Origin of the sequence: Pseudomonas sp. 22085 (assembly GCF_052045815.1) — a bacterium.
Taxonomy (GTDB): Bacteria; Pseudomonadota; Gammaproteobacteria; order Pseudomonadales; family Pseudomonadaceae; genus Aquipseudomonas; species Aquipseudomonas glycinae.
Map to the genome: position 1 here is coordinate 30,697 of NZ_JBQEQA010000001.1, position 16,335 is coordinate 47,031.

General features: G+C 60.7%; 13 protein-coding genes and 1 pseudogene. 10 read left to right on the top strand and 4 right to left on the bottom strand.

The window, feature by feature from the left end; translation table 11 throughout:
• Positions 1–10: 10 nt before the first annotated feature.
• Positions 11–1,264 (bottom strand): multidrug efflux RND transporter periplasmic adaptor subunit MexE, encoded by a 1,254-nt coding sequence (gene mexE / locus ACTJK7_RS00110; protein WP_011334072.1) that lies wholly within the window; start codon positions 1,262–1,264, stop codon positions 11–13.
• Positions 1,265–1,530: 266 nt separating this feature from the next.
• Complete coding sequence (locus ACTJK7_RS00115) at positions 1,531–2,346, bottom strand: AraC family transcriptional regulator (protein WP_064381695.1); 816 nt, start codon at positions 2,344–2,346, stop codon at positions 1,531–1,533.
• Between the two features lie 140 nt (positions 2,347–2,486).
• Here ACTJK7_RS00115 and ACTJK7_RS00120 point away from each other — a divergent pair, with 140 nt between their 5' ends.
• The 6 genes and pseudogenes from ACTJK7_RS00120 (at position 2,487) to ACTJK7_RS00145 (ending at position 8,227) form a co-directional block, all read left to right on the top strand.
• Positions 2,487–2,675, top strand: coding sequence for a DUF1656 domain-containing protein (locus ACTJK7_RS00120; protein WP_236196361.1), 189 nt, complete (start codon positions 2,487–2,489; stop codon positions 2,673–2,675).
• A gap of 12 nt (positions 2,676–2,687) precedes the next feature.
• Positions 2,688–3,596: an efflux RND transporter periplasmic adaptor subunit gene (locus ACTJK7_RS00125; RefSeq protein WP_236196360.1), complete on the top strand. Its 909-nt coding sequence runs from the start codon at positions 2,688–2,690 to the stop codon at positions 3,594–3,596.
• Positions 3,596–5,587, top strand: coding sequence for an FUSC family protein (locus ACTJK7_RS00130; protein WP_108561883.1), 1,992 nt, complete (start codon positions 3,596–3,598; stop codon positions 5,585–5,587). The genes ACTJK7_RS00125 and ACTJK7_RS00130 overlap by 1 nt, the downstream gene beginning before the upstream one ends.
• Positions 5,588–5,628: 41 nt before the next feature.
• Entirely contained in the window at positions 5,629–6,534 is a 906-nt protein-coding gene (gene gcvA, locus ACTJK7_RS00135; protein ID WP_108561886.1) for a transcriptional regulator GcvA, read from the top strand.
• 75 nt (positions 6,535–6,609) lie between these two features.
• Positions 6,610–7,436, top strand: a pseudogene (locus tag ACTJK7_RS00140) (EamA family transporter).
• 29 nt (positions 7,437–7,465) lie between these two features.
• Positions 7,466–8,227, top strand: coding sequence for an SDR family oxidoreductase (locus ACTJK7_RS00145; RefSeq protein ID WP_108561890.1), 762 nt, complete (start codon positions 7,466–7,468; stop codon positions 8,225–8,227).
• Positions 8,228–8,264: 37 nt separating this feature from the next.
• On the opposite strand, the gene ACTJK7_RS00150 is transcribed toward ACTJK7_RS00145, so the two are convergent.
• Positions 8,265–9,233, bottom strand: coding sequence for an AraC family transcriptional regulator (locus ACTJK7_RS00150; protein ID WP_064381684.1), 969 nt, complete (start codon positions 9,231–9,233; stop codon positions 8,265–8,267).
• A gap of 102 nt (positions 9,234–9,335) precedes the next feature.
• On the opposite strand from ACTJK7_RS00150, the gene ACTJK7_RS00155 reads away from it, so the two are divergent.
• Complete coding sequence (locus ACTJK7_RS00155; protein ID WP_323151611.1) at positions 9,336–10,586, top strand: MFS transporter; 1,251 nt, start codon at positions 9,336–9,338, stop codon at positions 10,584–10,586.
• A gap of 58 nt (positions 10,587–10,644) precedes the next feature.
• Here ACTJK7_RS00155 and ACTJK7_RS00160 read toward each other — a convergent pair whose 3' ends face one another.
• Positions 10,645–11,559 carry a LysR family transcriptional regulator gene (locus ACTJK7_RS00160; protein WP_042610061.1) on the bottom strand — a complete coding sequence of 305 codons (915 nt, stop codon included), beginning with the start codon at positions 11,557–11,559 and terminating at the stop codon, positions 10,645–10,647.
• Positions 11,560–11,829: 270 nt separating this feature from the next.
• On the opposite strand from ACTJK7_RS00160, the gene ACTJK7_RS00165 reads away from it, so the two are divergent.
• The 3 genes from ACTJK7_RS00165 to ACTJK7_RS00175 all read left to right on the top strand — a co-directional run bounded on the left by ACTJK7_RS00165 (position 11,830) and on the right by ACTJK7_RS00175 (position 16,332).
• Positions 11,830–12,852 carry a zinc-dependent alcohol dehydrogenase family protein gene (locus tag ACTJK7_RS00165; protein ID WP_064381679.1) on the top strand — a complete coding sequence of 341 codons (1,023 nt, stop codon included), beginning with the start codon at positions 11,830–11,832 and terminating at the stop codon, positions 12,850–12,852.
• A 545-nt stretch (positions 12,853–13,397) separates the two neighbouring features.
• A complete protein-coding gene (locus ACTJK7_RS00170) occupies positions 13,398–14,852 on the top strand; it encodes a hypothetical protein (RefSeq protein ID WP_064384099.1) in 1,455 nt (484 codons plus the stop codon).
• A gap of 49 nt (positions 14,853–14,901) precedes the next feature.
• Positions 14,902–16,332 (top strand): aminotransferase-like domain-containing protein, encoded by a 1,431-nt coding sequence (locus ACTJK7_RS00175; protein WP_108561894.1) that lies wholly within the window; start codon positions 14,902–14,904, stop codon positions 16,330–16,332.
• Positions 16,333–16,335: the final 3 nt, after the last annotated feature.

Consider the following 16,335-nt stretch of genomic DNA (forward strand, 5'->3'; position numbering starts at 1 on the left):
TTGTCGTCCCTTAACCGCGTGGGGTCGCAGCAGCCAGTTTCACAACCGAACCCGGCGCGCCTTTGGCAGGTGCGACTTTGGGCAGGTTGCTGGCTTCCAGCGCTTGTCGTTGTTGAGCGAGAGCGGCAATGGTTTGCTCGCTGGCCATGGGGATCACTTCAGGCGAAACCGGGGAGCCAGGGCGAACCCGTTGCAGACCTTTGACGACGATCGTGTCGTCCTTGTTCAGGCCGCTGCGCACGATACGCAGCCCTTCGATCTTCGGACCGAGCTCAACGGCGCGGTAGGCGGTCTTGTTGTCGCCATCCATCACCAGCACGAACTTCTTGCCGAGGTCGGTACCGACCGCTTCGTCGTTGATCAGCATGGCGTTGTAGGTGCCGCTGCCGACCAGTTTCAGGCGTGCGTACAGACCCGGGGTGTAGCTGCCGTCGCTGTTGTCGAACACCGCGCGACCACGGATGGTGCCGGTCTTCGGGTTGACCTGGTTGTCGATAAAGTTCATCTGGCCCAGGTGCGGGTTGCCGTCTTCATTGGACAGGCCCATGTACACCGGGGTGGTCGCGCCGCGCTGACCTTGACGGGCGAGTTGAGTGTATTTGAGGAACACACGCTCATCGGCGTCGAAGTAGGCGTAAACCTTGTCGGTGGACACCACGCTGGTCAGCGGGGTGGTGTCGGCAGTCACCAGGTTGCCCGCGGTGATCTCGGCACGACTGACGCGGCCACTGATGGGCGCGGTGACGCGGGTGAAGCTCAGGTTGAGTTTGGCCAGATCCAGTTGCGCTTGCAGGGCGCCGACAGCAGCACGGGCTTCTTGTGCAGCGCTGGTGCGCGAGTCGGCCAGTTCGGCGGAGATCGCGTTGCTGGCACGCAGGCGTTCGCCACGGCCGGCTTCGTTTTCACTGCGGGTGGCATTGGCGCGTGCCTGGGCAACCAGAGCTTCGAGGCGGCGGACCTCAGCCTGGAACGGACGCGGGTCGATCTGGAACAGCAGGTCGCCTTTCTTGACCAGCGCACCTTCGGTGAAGGCGACTTCGTCGATCTGGCCGGAGACCCGCGGACGGATTTCAACGGTTTCCGGCGCCTCGAGGCGCCCGGTGAATTCGTCCCACTCGTTGACCGGTTGTTCCAGCACCTTGGCCACGCTGACCTTGGCAGCGGGCATGGTGGCGGCGGTTTCCGGAGTCTTGCCGCACGCGCTCATCACCAGCACGGCCAACAGAGCCAACGGGAAGCGCAAATGTTTGAGTGATTGTTCCATGGATGCATCCGCCAATGTATTGAAGATGGGCGGATGATGCTCGGCGGGTAGATGGCAAACGAATCGAATGACACGAAGGTAACTATCATTCGGAATGATATAAGCCCAAGGAAAGCCCTCTAGCATGCACCTTTCGTTAGGAGGCTATCAATCGATCCGATGACAATTCTGTGTTGCGTGATCGGCAACTGTCGCAGGCGAAATTGCGCGGCGAGGATTATGCGGCGATTAAATACCCGGCCGAGGTTGCCAGGCCCCGGCATCCTTCACGCTGAACGATCAGCCAACGCTGATATAGGGGTGCTGCGCAGATAGCGTGCGGGGGAGCTGCCCAGAGTCTTGCGAAACATGCTGATGAAGGAACTGACCGATTCGTAGCCCAGCGCTTCCGCCGTTCTTTGCACGGATAGCCCCTCGGCCAGGCTTTGCAGCGCGACGATGATCTGCCATTGCTTGCGCCACTGGCCAAAAGTGAGTCCGGTTTCGGCTTTTATCAGCCGGGCCAGCGAACGTTCGCTCATCGCCACCTGTTGTGCCCAATCGGCCATGGTGGCGCGGTTGGCAGGGTTTTGGGCCAAGGCTCGGGCGATCCTGCGCAATGGTTTGGAAGCGGGCAGCGGCAGGTAGAGCTGCTCGGTCGGCGCTTGTTCAAGCTCTTCAAGCAGCACACCGGCCAGCCGCGAGGTGCGCGAGTCAGCGCGGTAATCCTGCGCCTGATCGCTCAGGTGCAGGATCAACTGCAGAATCAGCGGCGACAGCGCCAATGTGCAGCAGTGATCGGGCAATGAGGCGGCGTCGGGTTCGACGAACAGAAAACACACCTGACCGTTGGCCGTTACGCGGTTGCTGTGGGAAATACCGCCGGGAATCCAGACACCGAAACCTGAAGGGACCATCCACACACCATTTTCGCCCGTGCAGACAATGCCGCCGCGGTAAGCCACGACCAATTGTCCTTTGCGGTGCGTGTGTTCGGCGGACTCACTGTCGTTGCGCTGGGGGGCGAGCATCAGCGCGACGGCAGGCTGCGCGAGGTTGTCGTACTCGAACTGATCGACAGGCAAGGGATGGGTTTCGGCCATGGAAGACGTCGCAGGTTGTCTGGATTTGATTATATTTTGGCAGTCTGCTCAATATCGGCAAGTGCGGTGATTCTCTAGCATTTTCGACACGCCCGACCACACCGGGCGAACGCTGAAAATCTGCAAACCGGATGCCCGCCATGCTTAACGAAATCGCCATTGCCAACCTCTACTTTCCTCCTTTGTTCATCTACCTCGGTGTGGCGTTCCTGGCCTACACCCTCATCGAGCGTCTGACCCGTCATTGGCTGGACAAAGTGTGGCACCCCGCGCTGGCACGTTTCTTCGTCTCGCTCATCGTCCTGTCGACGCTGGTCGTCCATTGCTGAGCGAGGTTCGCCATGTCTTCAGTCAAAATGCTCAAGCCTGTCGTCACTCTCGTGTTGGGTACATTGGCCCTGATGTTCTGCCTGCAACTCTGGCGCGCTTACGTCCTGGCGCCGTGGACGCGGGACGGGCGCGTGAGTGCGCAGGTTGTGCGGATTGCACCGGAGGTGTCCGGGCAAATCGATCAGTTGGTGGTCAGCGATAACCAACGGGTGGCCAAGGGCGATCTGCTGTATCGAATCGATGCGCGCTCTTATCGATTGGCCCTGCAGCAGCGCAGGGCGGAGTTGGCTGAGTCACGCAGCGTGTTCGACCAGCGCAACGCTCAATACCAGCGTCGTGCACAACTGGCCGGGGCCATCGCCCGGGAAGAGGTCGACAACGCCGCACGTGACCTGGCGGTGGCGCAAGCGCGGCTGGATGCGGCACGCAGTCATCTTGAGCAGGCGCAACTCGACCTTGAACGCACGACGATCCGCTCGCCGGTCGATGGCTACGTCACGCAACTGCGGCTGCATCCGGGTGATTACGCAGAAGCTGGGCATACCAACCTGTTCGTGGTCGACGGCCACAGTTTCTGGATCACCGGCTACTTCGAAGAGACCAAGCTGCCGGGAGTGCGTATCGGTGCGCCGGTGTCGATCAAACTGATGAGCTTCGCGCCGGTGCTCGAAGGTCATGTCGCAAGCATGGGCCGAGGAATTGCGGACACCAATGAAGTGCGCAACGACAGCGGTTTGCCCGAGGTGAGCCCGACCTTCAGCTGGATTCGCCTGGCACAACGGGTGCCGGTGCGCATCGAACTGGACAAGGTACCCGAAGGCGTGGAGCTGGCAGCGGGCATGACCGCCAGCGTCGAAGTCACGCAGCCCGACGGGCTGCCGCGCTGGCGCCTGATCCATTGGTTGCAGGCGTTCATGTGATGACCCGTCTGACAATACGGCTGTTCGCGGCCATCCCTCGGCCCTGGACGTCTGCCACTTTCGCCTACGTATTACGCGGCGTCCTGGCGGCAGGATTGGCGCTGTGGCTCGGCTTTGAGCTGCATCTGGACTCGCCGTTCTCGGGCGCTTCCACCGTGTTGCTGTTGGTGCAACCGGTACAAGGCGCGGTTCGCGGCAAGGGCTTCTATCGGATGCTGGGAACGCTGGCAGGTTTGCTCGCGGCCTGCGTCCTGACCTGGCTGTTTGCGCAACAGATGCTGCTGTTCTTGCTGGGCATCGGTCTTTGGCTGGGCTTCTGTATGGCGGCGATGACCGTGTTGCGTCATTACCAGGCCACTGCCGCCGTGGTGGCCGGTTATACCGTCTGCCTGGCGCTGGGGCCGGCCATTGTCGCGCCGCAAAAGGCTTTCGAGCACATCATGACTCGCGGCACAGCAGTGGCACTCGGCGTGCTGTGCCTGAGCCTGGTGGTCACGCTGTTCAGTCCGAGAACCATGGAAAACACCATCAGGCGCACGCTCGCCGAGGTCTGTGCCCGCAGCGCAAGGCTACTCGCGATGCGCCTCTCGGGCGAACAGAGTGTCGAGCGGATTGCACAGGCTCATCAGCTCGCCATTGATATCGGCAAAGTGGACGATCTGTTAGGGCTCGGACGTGGTGAGTCTGTGCTGCTTCGCGCGCGGCAACCGGCGATTCAGGCAGGGCTGGCGCACCTGCAAGCCGTGGTGCTCGACATGCACTACGACCAGCACTGCATGGAAAACGATGCGACATTACTCACTCAAACAGGCTCGGCGTTGCACGCGCTGAGCCAGCGGATGATCGATGCCGATGGAGACTATCGCGCCGGTGCCCTGATCGTGGATCAACTGCGTATTCGGGTGGACGCTTGTAAGCGGGCAACCCCAGGCCCACGTTCGTTCGGCGAACAACTGGCCGACCTGAGCGCAGCCTTGCAGCACTTTTCCAGCCTCGATCACCGTCGCCGAGAACCGGTAAGGGCCGTGAGTTTCCACCGCAACTACGCCGATGCCGCGCGCAACGGCTGCAGAGCATTGCTCGCCCTGTTGGCCACCGGCGCAGTCTGGTACCTCAGCGGCTGGGATCAGGGCCCCACTTTGTTGGCGGTCGTTGGACCCTGCTGCACGCTGCTGGCGACCGCTCCCGCGCCTGAACAAGGCATGGCCGGTTTTATCCGGGGTACGTTCTATGCCGTGATCGCAGCTGCGCTGTGCAAGTTTCTGCTGCTGCCGCACATCAACGATTTCCCACTGTTGCTGCTGTCGCTGGCGGCATTCTGGTCGTTCGGGATTCACGCAACGAGCCTGCCTCGCAACGCGTTGCAAGGGGTTGCATACCTGATCGGCTTTAACACCTTGGTGAGTACGGGCGGAACCGCAATCTATGATTTCGCTGATTTCGCGAATCAGTCGCTCGCCTGGTTCGTGGCCATGGCCATCTGCCTGTTGGCCTTCCAGATAATGCCGAGAGACAGAGCCCGGGATGTTCGAGCACTGAAGCGTTCGATCCACAGGGGCGTTCGGTCACTGCTGCGCCGTGTAGGCGCTGTCAATCACCCGCAGTGGCAAGCGCAACAACAGCATCGAATCGTCACACTGAAAAATCTGCTTGGCACCGAGAGCACGCTCGATGACCGAGCAGGCTGGCTGTCACTGCAATTGAGCAGGCAATTGAACCAACTGCATCACAAAACCTGCGAATTGGGCGCTGACTCTGCCGTCGCCCAATGTGCTCGTACCGGCATTCGGCGGATGGCTCGCGATGCAGATGTCCCGGCGATCAGCGCGGCACAGGCACGGCGCACAGCAAAAGCGATGAGCCGGCGCGGGGCGGATCATCTGGCGATTGTTTACTCGAACCTCGCCTGGCTGCTGGAGCAATACGCAATCATCGCGAGTCCCGTTACGCGCAAGAGGCAACCACTGAACTTTCGCTCTAACATGACTTGATATTCATACTTCGATTTTTGCCGATCCCGGACCCATTTCTTATGAGAGATCTGCCCCCGACTTCGACCTTGCGTGCTTTCGAGGTGTCGACCCGACACCCGACGTTCACCGCTGCCGCGCAGGAACTGCATGTGACCCAGAGCGCGGTCAGCCACCAGCTGCGACACCTGGAAGATCTATGGGGCTTGCAGCTGTTTGAAAGGGGCAAGTCGTTACGCCTTACGCCTGCGGGCGCTACCCTGGCGCCGATTGTGCGCGAGTTTTTCATGAGCCTTGAGGCGACGCTGGCTGATCTGCGTGAGCAAAAGGGCAGGGTCCGGCTCAGCGTCAGCACGACGTATTCCTTTGCGTTGAAATGGTTGCTGCCACGCTTGCCGAGCCTGGCCCGCCAGCACCCGGAACTGTTGGTGTCGCTGGACACCACGGACAAGGTCATCCATTTCGCCAGCAGCGAAGCCGATGTCGCGATCCGCTTGGGCAAGGGCAACTACCCCGGTCTGTATTCGCAGTTTTTGTTCGGTGAGCAGGTTTTTCCGGTGGCCAGTCCCGAACTGCTGCAACGCGTCGGAATGCCGGGCAGTCCCGCCGATTTGCTGCAGTTGCCGCTGCTGGCTCGTGACGGCGCCGAACTGGCGCCGAAATGGGAAGCGTGGTTCCAGTCCGTCGGGCTGGCGTTTTCCCCGCTGCGGGAAAGCGTCAGGTTTGGCGATACCAATATGACGGTGGAGGCGGCTTTACTCGGCCATGGCATTGCTCTGGTGCGCAGCGGGCACGTCGAGAAGGAAATCGACGACGGCCGTCTGGTGCGGCTGTTCGATGTGCCGTTTCAGTCACCGCTCGCTTATTACTTCGTTTGCCCCAAGGGCGTTGAGACGCAGCCGCACATTGAGAGTTTTCGCGAATGGTTGCTCGGTGAGGCGCTTAAAGTGCAAGGCGGACAGGTTTAGGGCATGAAGAATCACTCATGGTGCAATGAGGAGTCTTCTCTGTAATCCGGCCGCTCAGGCTGTCTAGAATGGCCAATGCCTAATCATCTCGTCCTCCTTGTCCTGTTCGCCGCGCTGCTGCACGCCGGCTGGAATGCATTGCTGCGCGGCGGTGCCGATCGGCTTTGGTCGATGACGGTGATGTGCGTTGCCATCGCGATGGTCTGTGCAGTTGCCGCGATATTCATGGCGGCGCCTGCGCCTCAGAGCTGGGGGTATGCGCTGCTGTCGGCATTGCTGCATGTCGGTTACAACCTGTTTCTGGTGCGCAGTTACCGGGTCGGCGATCTGGGTCAGATTTATCCGATTTCGCGCGGCTCATCGCCTGCATTGATCACGCTCGGCGCCGCGCTGTTTGCGGCGAAACCATCACCCCCGGCCAGTTGCTCGGCATTGCGCTGGTGTCAGGCGGAATCATCTCGCTGGCCTTCCGGGGGCGCAGCCTGTCGGTGCCCAGCCTGCCTTATGCGCTGGGCACCGGTGGTTTTATCGCGGCTTACAGCGTGGTCGACGGCATTGGCGCCCGGCTTTCCGGTGCGCCGCTTGCCTACACGGTGTGGATGAGTGCCTTGTGGGGCGTGCTGATGCCGGTGGTCTACATCGGTCTGCGCGATGCCCGCAGCCTGTTTTCGATCCGGCCCGGAATGCCCGCTGCAGCGATGGGCGGGCTGGTCTCTTTGATTGCCTATGCAATCGTTATTTACGCGATGAACGAAGCCCCGCTGGGCGCGGTGTCAGCCCTGCGTGAAACCAGCGTGCTGTTTGCGGCGCTGCTTGGCTACCTGTTCCTCGGTGAAACACTTACCGTCCGCCGGATGCTGGCCTGTGTGGTGATCGCCAGCGGCGCGATCATCATCGGCTGACTCGGCTTCATCTGCTCAGGAGTAGTTTCATGGTTAACGTCTCGCAGGCTCCGCTGATTCTGATTACCGGTGGCAGCCGAGGAGTGGGCGCCGCCACCGCTCGACTCGCTGCCGAGCAGGGCTACGACGTGGCGATCAGTTACGTTGCCAATGAGTCTGCTGCGCTGGCGGTAGCGGCAGATATAGAAGCGATGGGGCGCAAGGCGTTGGCGATGCGCGCCGACAGTGCCGACCCCGAGCAGGTCGTGAGGCTTTTCACAGCGATCGACCGCACGTTCGGGCGCATTGATGTCCTGGTCAACAACGCAGGCGTGCTGGCGCAGCAGTCACGCCTTGAGGATCTGGGTTTCGAACGCATGCAACGCATCTTTGCGGTCAATGCGCTCGGGCCGATTCTGTGCGCCCAGCAGGCTGTGAAGCGCATGTCTCTGCGGCACGGTGGTGCGGGAGGCGTGGTGATCAATGTCTCGTCGGCTTCGGCGCGTCTGGGCAGTCCGAATGAGTATGTTGACTACGCAGCGTCGAAGGGGGCGCTGGAAACGTTCACCATCGGGTTCGCCAAGGAGGTGGCCCGTGAGGGCATTCGCGTCAACTGTGTCCGCCCGGGCCACATCTATACCGACATGCATGCCAGCGGCGGCGAACCGGGGCGGGTCGATCGGGTCAAGGACTCAATCCCGATGGGCCGGGGCGGGCAGCCAGAGGAGGTGGCGCGGGCCATTTTGTGGCTGGCCAGCGCAGAGGCATCATTTGTGACCGGTACATTCCTCGACGTAACCGGCGGCAAGTGACTCAGAGGCGCGGATCCTTGACTCCTTGCGCTGGACTTCAAGTAGTCGCGGGCTGCCTCGCCTTGCGACTCAAACCCGGTGTCCTGCCCGTAATGCGCTTGAATGCACGACTGAAAGCAGCCTGGGATGTATAGCCCAAGCGCTGCGCCACCTCTTCAATCGGCAGCCTTTCGAGCGTCAGCCACTGGCTTGCAAGCCGCATTCGCAGTTCGGTCACGTAGCGCAGTGGAGTCATGCCAATCGTGACCTGGAAGCGCTCCGCGAATACCGAACGTGAGGTATTGCAGTGCTCTGCCAACTGCGCAACGGTCCAGTCGCGGCCCGGTTGTTGATGGAGCGCAAGCAGTGCACCGGCCAGGCGTGGATCGCGCAAGGCGGCGATCAGCCCGGAAGCATTGCCGCAGGCGCACTCCACCCAGCCGCGAACAACCATGGCGGCCACCACGTCGGCCAACCGCGCGAGGATACCGGCGAACCCCACACGGGCGGCGCTGACCTCCCGTTCCATGGCGGTCAGGATCGGTACCAGCCCGGGGTAACGCTGGCCGCCGGCATCAATCAGCATCAGGCCCGGCATCAGCCGGCCGAGCCCATGGATACTGCCCAGTTCAAACTCCATGCAACCACTGAACAAGAGAGTGCTCGGCGTGGGGCAGGCATCGGTTCCGGTATCCACCGCACTGATGGTGTCACCCAAGGTTTCGCCGTCTAGACCGTCGATGTCTTGAACAGGCGCGTCCGGATGGGAAAGCAGTTGATGGGTCGCACCATGGGAGATGAACACGGCGTTGCCGGCAGACAGCGCGTAGGTGTTGCCGTCCTCCATTCGCAGTTCCGCATTGCCCACGGCCATGAAGTGGAACCAGGCGTGCCCAGGCTTTTGCGCGAAGCTCAATCCAAAAGTGGGACCCGCCTGGATACGCCGGTATTCAACGCCACGCAGGCGCATGCCGCGCAATAGTTCATTGATGAGGTCCGAGGAGAGAGCAAACTGATCTGCAGACATTGTTCAGGTGTTTTGATCAAAAAGTAGAGACTTTGGATCATAGATCATCCGATTTCCGGCGCCTAGACTTCGGCTCGCAATGAACATTGGGAGATCCGTGCAATGACTGACTGTTTAAGTAACACCGTATCCGACCGCCATTGCGGCGTCGGCGCGGACTTGGAACCTTCGACGCCCGCGTGGATGGCCGTCTTCTCGTTGGCAATGGGTGTGTTCGGGTTACTGACCGCTGAATACCTGCCGGCGAGTTTGTTGACGCTGATGGCTAACGATCTGGGAGTGTCCGAAGCGCTGGCTGGCCAGGCGGTAACGGTGACAGCCGTGGTGGCGCTGTTCGCGGGCCTGTTGGTGCCAGGCCTGACCCGCGGCATCGATCGACGTTGGGTGTTGCTGGGTTTTTCCACGTTGATGGTGGCGTCGAATCTGTTGGTCGCCGTTTCCTCCAGCTTCGCGGTGCTGTTGTTGATGCGCATCTTGCTGGGTATTGCCCTTGGCGGGTTCTGGAGCATGGCGGCAGCGGTAGCGATGCGTTTGGTGCCGAGTGCTTTGTTGCCTCGGGCGTTGTCGATCATCTTCAGCGGCATAGCGATTGGGACGGTCGTTGCGGTGCCGCTGGGCAGTTATCTGGGCGGGTTATATGGCTGGCGCAGCGCGTTCTTTGCAGCGGCGGCAGTAGGCATGGTGACCCTGGCTTTCCAGTCGCTCACGCTGCCGTGCCTTGCACCGCGCCGGCCGGCAAGACTGCGCACCGTTCTGGAGGTATTGCTGCGCCCGGGCATCGCCATGGGCATGTTCGGTTGTGTACTGGTGCACAGCGGGCACTTTGCGATGTTCACTTATGTTCGGCCATTTCTTGAAGGAACTACCGGCATCGGTCCGCAAGGGCTGTCGCTGATGCTGCTGGGGTTCGGCGTGGCGAACTTCGTCGGCACGCTGTTGGCCGGGAGGCTGCTGGAGCGCCACCCTCTGGCCACTCTGGTATTGATGCCCGCGCTGGTCGGCGTCGGAGCACTGGCGTTGGTGCTGTTGCCGGCGTCGGTGCCGGGGCAGGCGGTATTGCTGGCGATCTGGGGTCTGGCCTTTGGTGGTGTGCCGGTGGCGTGGTCGAACTGGGTCGCCAGCGCGGTACCTGATCAGGCGGAAAGCGCCGGGGGCATGGTGGTGGCCTCTGTGCAGTCCGCCATCGCAACGGGCGCGGCTGCTGGCGGCGCGATGTTCAGCCTTGGAGGAAGTGCCGCCGTATTCGTGGCGGCGGCCATGCTGATGCTGCTGGCCGCGTTACTGATTGCGCTGCGTGTCCGCGTGCCTACTGTCCATGGCGTTCGCCAGGCCAAGCCCGCGTTGCACCTTTGATCCGGATTGCCAAACCGTTTCGAACCCGTCCGTAACAAGGAGATGCCGCAAAGGAAGCCTAGAGACTGTCAGGGTCCCCAAAGAACATCTGAATCCGCGACCGCAACCACCGCTCCCCCGGATCATTATCCTGCGACCCACGCCAGGCCATGTGCAGCTCGAACGTGCGCGTCGGCAGCGGTGGGTCTTCGGCGCGCAGGCCGCCAGCGGCAGTCAGGGCTTCCGCTGTGTAATCGGGGACGGTCGCGACGATGTCGGTGCCCGCCAGCAGCGTACCCAAGCCGTTGAACTGCGGCACGGCCAATACCACGTGCCGTTTACGCCCGAGTTTTTCCAGTTCCTCATCGACGAAACCACTGAGGTCACCGGCAAACGACACCAGCGCATGCGGACGAGCGCAGTAATCATCCAGGCTCAATGGGCCCGGCACAGTATCGGCGCGCAGCAGTTTGGGGGCGCTGCGGCGCAGAACCTTGCGTTTGGCGTTGGCCGGCAAATCGGTGGTGTAGCTGACGCCGATGGAAATTTCGCCGGAGGCGAGCAGGCCGGGCATCAGGATGTAGTTGACGCGGCGTACCACCAGCACGATGCCGGGCGCCTCGGCGCGCAGGCGCTTGAGCAGCATCGGCAGCAATGCGAATTCCACGTCGTCCGACAGGCCGATGCGGAATACCGAAGTGCTGGTGGCCGGGTCGAATTCCGCCGCGCGGCTGACGGCCGTCGAAATCGAGTCCAGGGCCGGGGAGAGCAGGGCGAAGATTTCCACCGCGCGGGCGGAAGGCTCCATGCTGCGCCCGGTGCGCACAAACAACGGGTCGTCGAACAGGCTGCGCAGACGCGAGAGCGCCGCGCTGATCGCCGGCTGGCCGAGAAACAGCTTTTCCGCCGCACGGGTCACGCTGCGCTCATGCATCAGCGTTTCAAACACGATCAACAGGTTGAGGTCGACACGACGCAGGTCATTACGATTCATCTGGAGTCCTGGCAGAGTCATCAAGCTTGACGAGAGTGGCCATATGAGAACAATGGCCGGCATGAATCTTACGGGGAAAGGCTGGTACTCTGCACCGGGTAATTCAGCTTTACTGAGAAGGTGGCAGCAGTTTTTTCATGGATTTTTTCAATGCTGGCCATGCTGCGGAATCAATGACAGGCATGTCGACTATTAATAGCCACTGATAGTCGTGGCTGGAAAGCCCAGATAGAGTTCATGGCATTAGAGGTTACTTTGACGAGGTTTGCGATGTCCCGCACGATCCGTTTTCACAAGTTTGGTCCGGCCGAGGTGCTCAAATGCGAAGAGCATGCGGCTGCTCAGCCAGGTCCTGGCGAAGTGCAGGTGCGTGTCGAGGCGATCGGCATCAGCTGGTATGACACGCTCTGGCGTCAGAATCTGGCGTCGTCCCAGGCGCGCCTGCCTTCAGGCCTGGGCCATGAAATGGCCGGTGTAGTCACAGCCATCGGCGACGGCGTCGAAGATCTGGCAGTGGGCGACAAGGTGGCCAGCTTCCCGGCCGAGAGCCCCAACGATTACCCGGTCTACGGCGAACTGATCGTTCTGCCGCGCACCGCGCTGACCCGTTATCCGGACGTGCTCAGCCCGATTGAAGCCAGCGTGCATTACACGCCGCTGTTGATCGCCTATTTTGGCTACGTTGACCTGGCACGAGTCAAACCCGGGCAGTTCGCCCTGGTGACCGACGCCAGCCACTGTGCCGGCCCATCCTTCGTCCAGTTGGGCAAAGCACTGGGTGTGCGGGTGATTGCCGCCACCAAAACGGCGGAGGAACGTGAGTACCTGCTGTCTCTCGGTGCCGAGAAAGTGATCGTCACCGAAGAAGAAGACCTGTTGATGCGCATCAACAAGATCACCGACAACCGTGGTGTCGACGTGGTGTTCGACGGTCTCGGCGGGCCACAGATGTCGCTGCTCGGCGATGTGCTGGCCCCCCGTGGCAGTCTGGTGCTGTACGGCTTGCAGGGAGGCAACCAAACGCCGTTCCCGGCCTGCGCAGCGTTCCAGAAGAACATTCAGTTTTTCGTGCATTGCATCGGCAATTTCACCGGCAAGCCGGAGCTCGGCATCATTCAGGATCACGTCGCCTTGCAGCGTGCCTTGCGTGATATCAACCAGCTCACTGCCGACCGTGTGCTGCTGCCGCTAAAGACTCGTGTGTTCCCGTTCAACGAGTTTGTCGAAGCTCACCGCTACATGGACGAGTGCCCATGCCGCGAGCGGGTTGCCCTGCAAATCGAAACTGCCTGACCTTCCCGATCAGAGTCCGTGGCCCCACGGACTCTTGTGCGTTTTATCCTTCAGACACCGAGAATCCCTGGGTCAGACACCTGGGGACGTTCAGCAACTGAACTGGTTTTTACTCTCGATCTGTATCTTCTAATTGCCCTCCAGACCCTGATAATTGAATGACTACTTTCATCTCAAGGAATGAGCTATGTCTGTGCATTCTATTTGCTCCTTGCAATATCAAGCAGCTGTTTATCATCGCGCCTCAAACTTTTGTTTAATGTTTGTAGGGGTGCCATGTAATCCTTTCTTTTTTTCTTGTGCTCATCATGTGCAGGGGCTTGTAAGAAGTTTCCTAGGAAAACGCGTTCTCGCGAAGGGCCCAGTAACGGCGCGGCTTTCAGGCTTGCCGTTGGTCAAGCACAAGTGCCGCGCGCTCAACTGTTTCAAATAACTACAAAAACTTAAGTGTTAGCATTTCAGCGTCTATTAATTAATGAAGAATGATTGTGCGTTCACCATTCGTGATCGCGCGATATAAACCTTTGATACCGGGTGAAGTACTGATGAGCACGATCCATGATCAGGCAATGAATTATGTCTACCAGCAAGTGTTGCAACGATTGCTGAGTTTCTTTTCCCGTGCTGAACGCACGGCGTTGCAGTTGCTGATCCAGAGGCTGGCGGTCGCTGCCGGGGGCATGGATCGCATCGGTGATTTCAAGGTGTTGGCGATTCAATCGGGCACGCGCGATTGTTGCTATAGCCTGGCCCTTTTACGTGCAGCCCAGCTGAGCATTGCCGGGCGTGCACCGGCCACGTTTCAGTTGCGGGTCGCTACCCTGCGCAGCAATGGCGTACCGGCTTCGGCATTGCACAACCTGCATCGCTGTTTCAGTGCGCTGTTTCTGCATGACGACCCGAGAGTCGAGCTGTTGATGGTGGATCATCGCGAGATCCTGCCATTCAACCATCTGGCGCCTGTCTGCGACGAGGGGCGCGAGGCCGGCAGACTCAATCTGCTGATGGTGGGGCACCGCCGCGGATGGGATGAGGCGCTGACCCTATGGGATGACCTGTACCTGAGCACCGCCGAGTTCTACGGTCAGGTCGCCCGTTGGAACAACGGGGTCGACGCATTGATCAGCAGCGACAACGCACTCCGTCAGGAGCAGTTTCTGGATGGGCTGGAGCGGGCGGTCCGCAAGGTTGGCCTGGGCGAGTTGTCGCGCAAGGGTGGCGGATTCGAAGAGCTGTTCTGTCTGCTCGACAGCCTTGGCGGTGATTGCTATCGCGAGCTTTATAGCCAGGACGACCGGGTGCCGTGGCGACCGCTCGGTGAATTCGAAGCCTGTCGCCGTACCAGCTATATCGGTATCGACGATATGGTGGTGGGCAAAATGGAAGAGCGGTGGCCCTTGCTCAGCGACTTCCTCGGGTTTCAGGCAGACGACCTGATGCTTGAAGCGCGTACCGGCGAGTGTGCCGATCCTTTGATCGGCGCCTATCTGAAAGGGTTGCAGGCCAGTTACATCGAAGGGCGCACCTATGAAGCCGGGGTTTCGGAGTATCAACAGCAATGCCTGGCGACGATGCGTCGCAGGAACACGCCGGAGCAGGTTTGTGAGCGGTTTGAATCCGCGTTCGCCAATCTGGCTGATCTCGCAGAGCACCGATCGCTGGCGGCGGCTGCCCTGCAGAAGAACTTCGACCTTGATGAGCCGCAACTGGTGTGCCTGTTGTTCGCACCCTTCATCAACGCAGGCGCCGGCCTTGAGCGATTCCTGCGCACCTGTCATCCGGGGATGCTGGTCGCCATGCCGGAGCTGCACCGCGCCATGCAGGGCCTGCATGCGCCGGAGCAGGTGCTGCAGTGGATGACAGATGTCAGCGGCTTGCCCCTTCGACTGATCAGCCGGTTGTACGCAATGGAAGCGGTCCCGATGGGCGATCACCTCGCAAAAGCGCCCGAGTTGCCCGAGCATGAAGTCACGCTGGGCGACCGTTCGGCGGAAGGTTGAGTGTGTTTGTATTGCTCGACCACGGGGATCTGCTTGCAGGCGCCCGCTCATGAGTGAGTCGCGAGGATCCGATTTTGCCTATCAGGCGGTCTATCGTTACCTGACGCAACTGATCAGCGAACCGGGCAGTGAAGGCGCGATTCGACTGCCATCGTTACGGCAGCTGGCCGAGCGGCTTGGCGTATCGATCTCGACCATTCAATACGCCTACGCATTGCTGGAAAAAGAAGGCCGGGTCTATTCCGTGGCCAAGTCGGGGTATTTCGCACAGCCGACATCGGTGGTCATGCCGCCCGGACGCGGCAGTGATTTGCTGGAAACGGTCTACGTCAACGCCAGGTGCACCGGGATGCAGGTACTGAGTGCCGATGAACCGGCGTCGATCCAGCCCCTTGACCGCCCTTTGCTGATGCTTGAACGAGAGCTGTTGCGCCAGTATCCACGACACTTGCAGACGCCGGCCCAGCCTTGCGGCGAACTGGAGCTGCGCACGCTGCTCGCTGCCCGCTACACCTCATCGGCCGACCATTGCTGGCACGCCGAAGACGTCTATATCGGTGCCGATCTGCGTGGGGTGCTGGAGATCCTGATCGCTGTCCTTGAGCTGCGTCACTCGACGGTGGTGGTCGAGTCGCCATGCGACTGGATGATCCTGCGCCTGTTCCAGTCCGCCGAGGTTCGGGTGATCGAGCTGCCGCTTCAGCCGGACGGCGCCTGCGATCCGCAGAACCTCCAAAGGTTGCTTGAGAGCGAGCGGGTGCGATTGATCCTGCTGTCCTCCAGATTGAACATGCCGCACGGCAGCCGTATCCCGCCGGCCTGCCGTGAGGCCATCGCGGATTTGCTCCTGAGTCATGGCACCTGGCTGCTGGAAAATGATTGTCATGGCGAATTGCTGGACGACGCTGAAGGGGAACCCCTGCGTGAGCTGGTGGATCCCGACCGTCTGCTGGTTTTTTCCATGTTCGAAAAAATCATCGGGGTCGAAGCCCCCTACGGTTTTGTCATCTCGCGACAGTGGCGCGCAGACCTGCAGCGTCATTTCCTGCTGCGTTCGTTTCGTCTGTCGCCGATCCGCCAAAAGGCGATTGCCCGGCTCTATGCGAGCGGGCGGGTCGACCAGCATTTGCCGGTGCTCAAGCACTTGCTCAGGGAGCGTCGAACGCAATGGATCGATTTGATGCGTGAGCGTCTGGGCGACATTGTGCAGATCGTCGAACCTCAGGGAGGCGCAACGATCTGGCTGCATTCTGCACATCCGATTGCGATGGACACGGTGTTTCAACGCTTGCTCAAGCAGCATGTGTTGATTGCGCCGGGGGAGCTGTTCAGCCTTCAGGGGCTGCACGCGCAATACATGCGCGTGAGCGTGACGGGCAGCGCCGAACACGAGTTGTTAAGACTTGTCGGACTGCTTGGGGATGCGTTACGACTGGCTCCGCGGGCGGATGCTCGAAAACACCCGGCCTGTATGCAATAGACC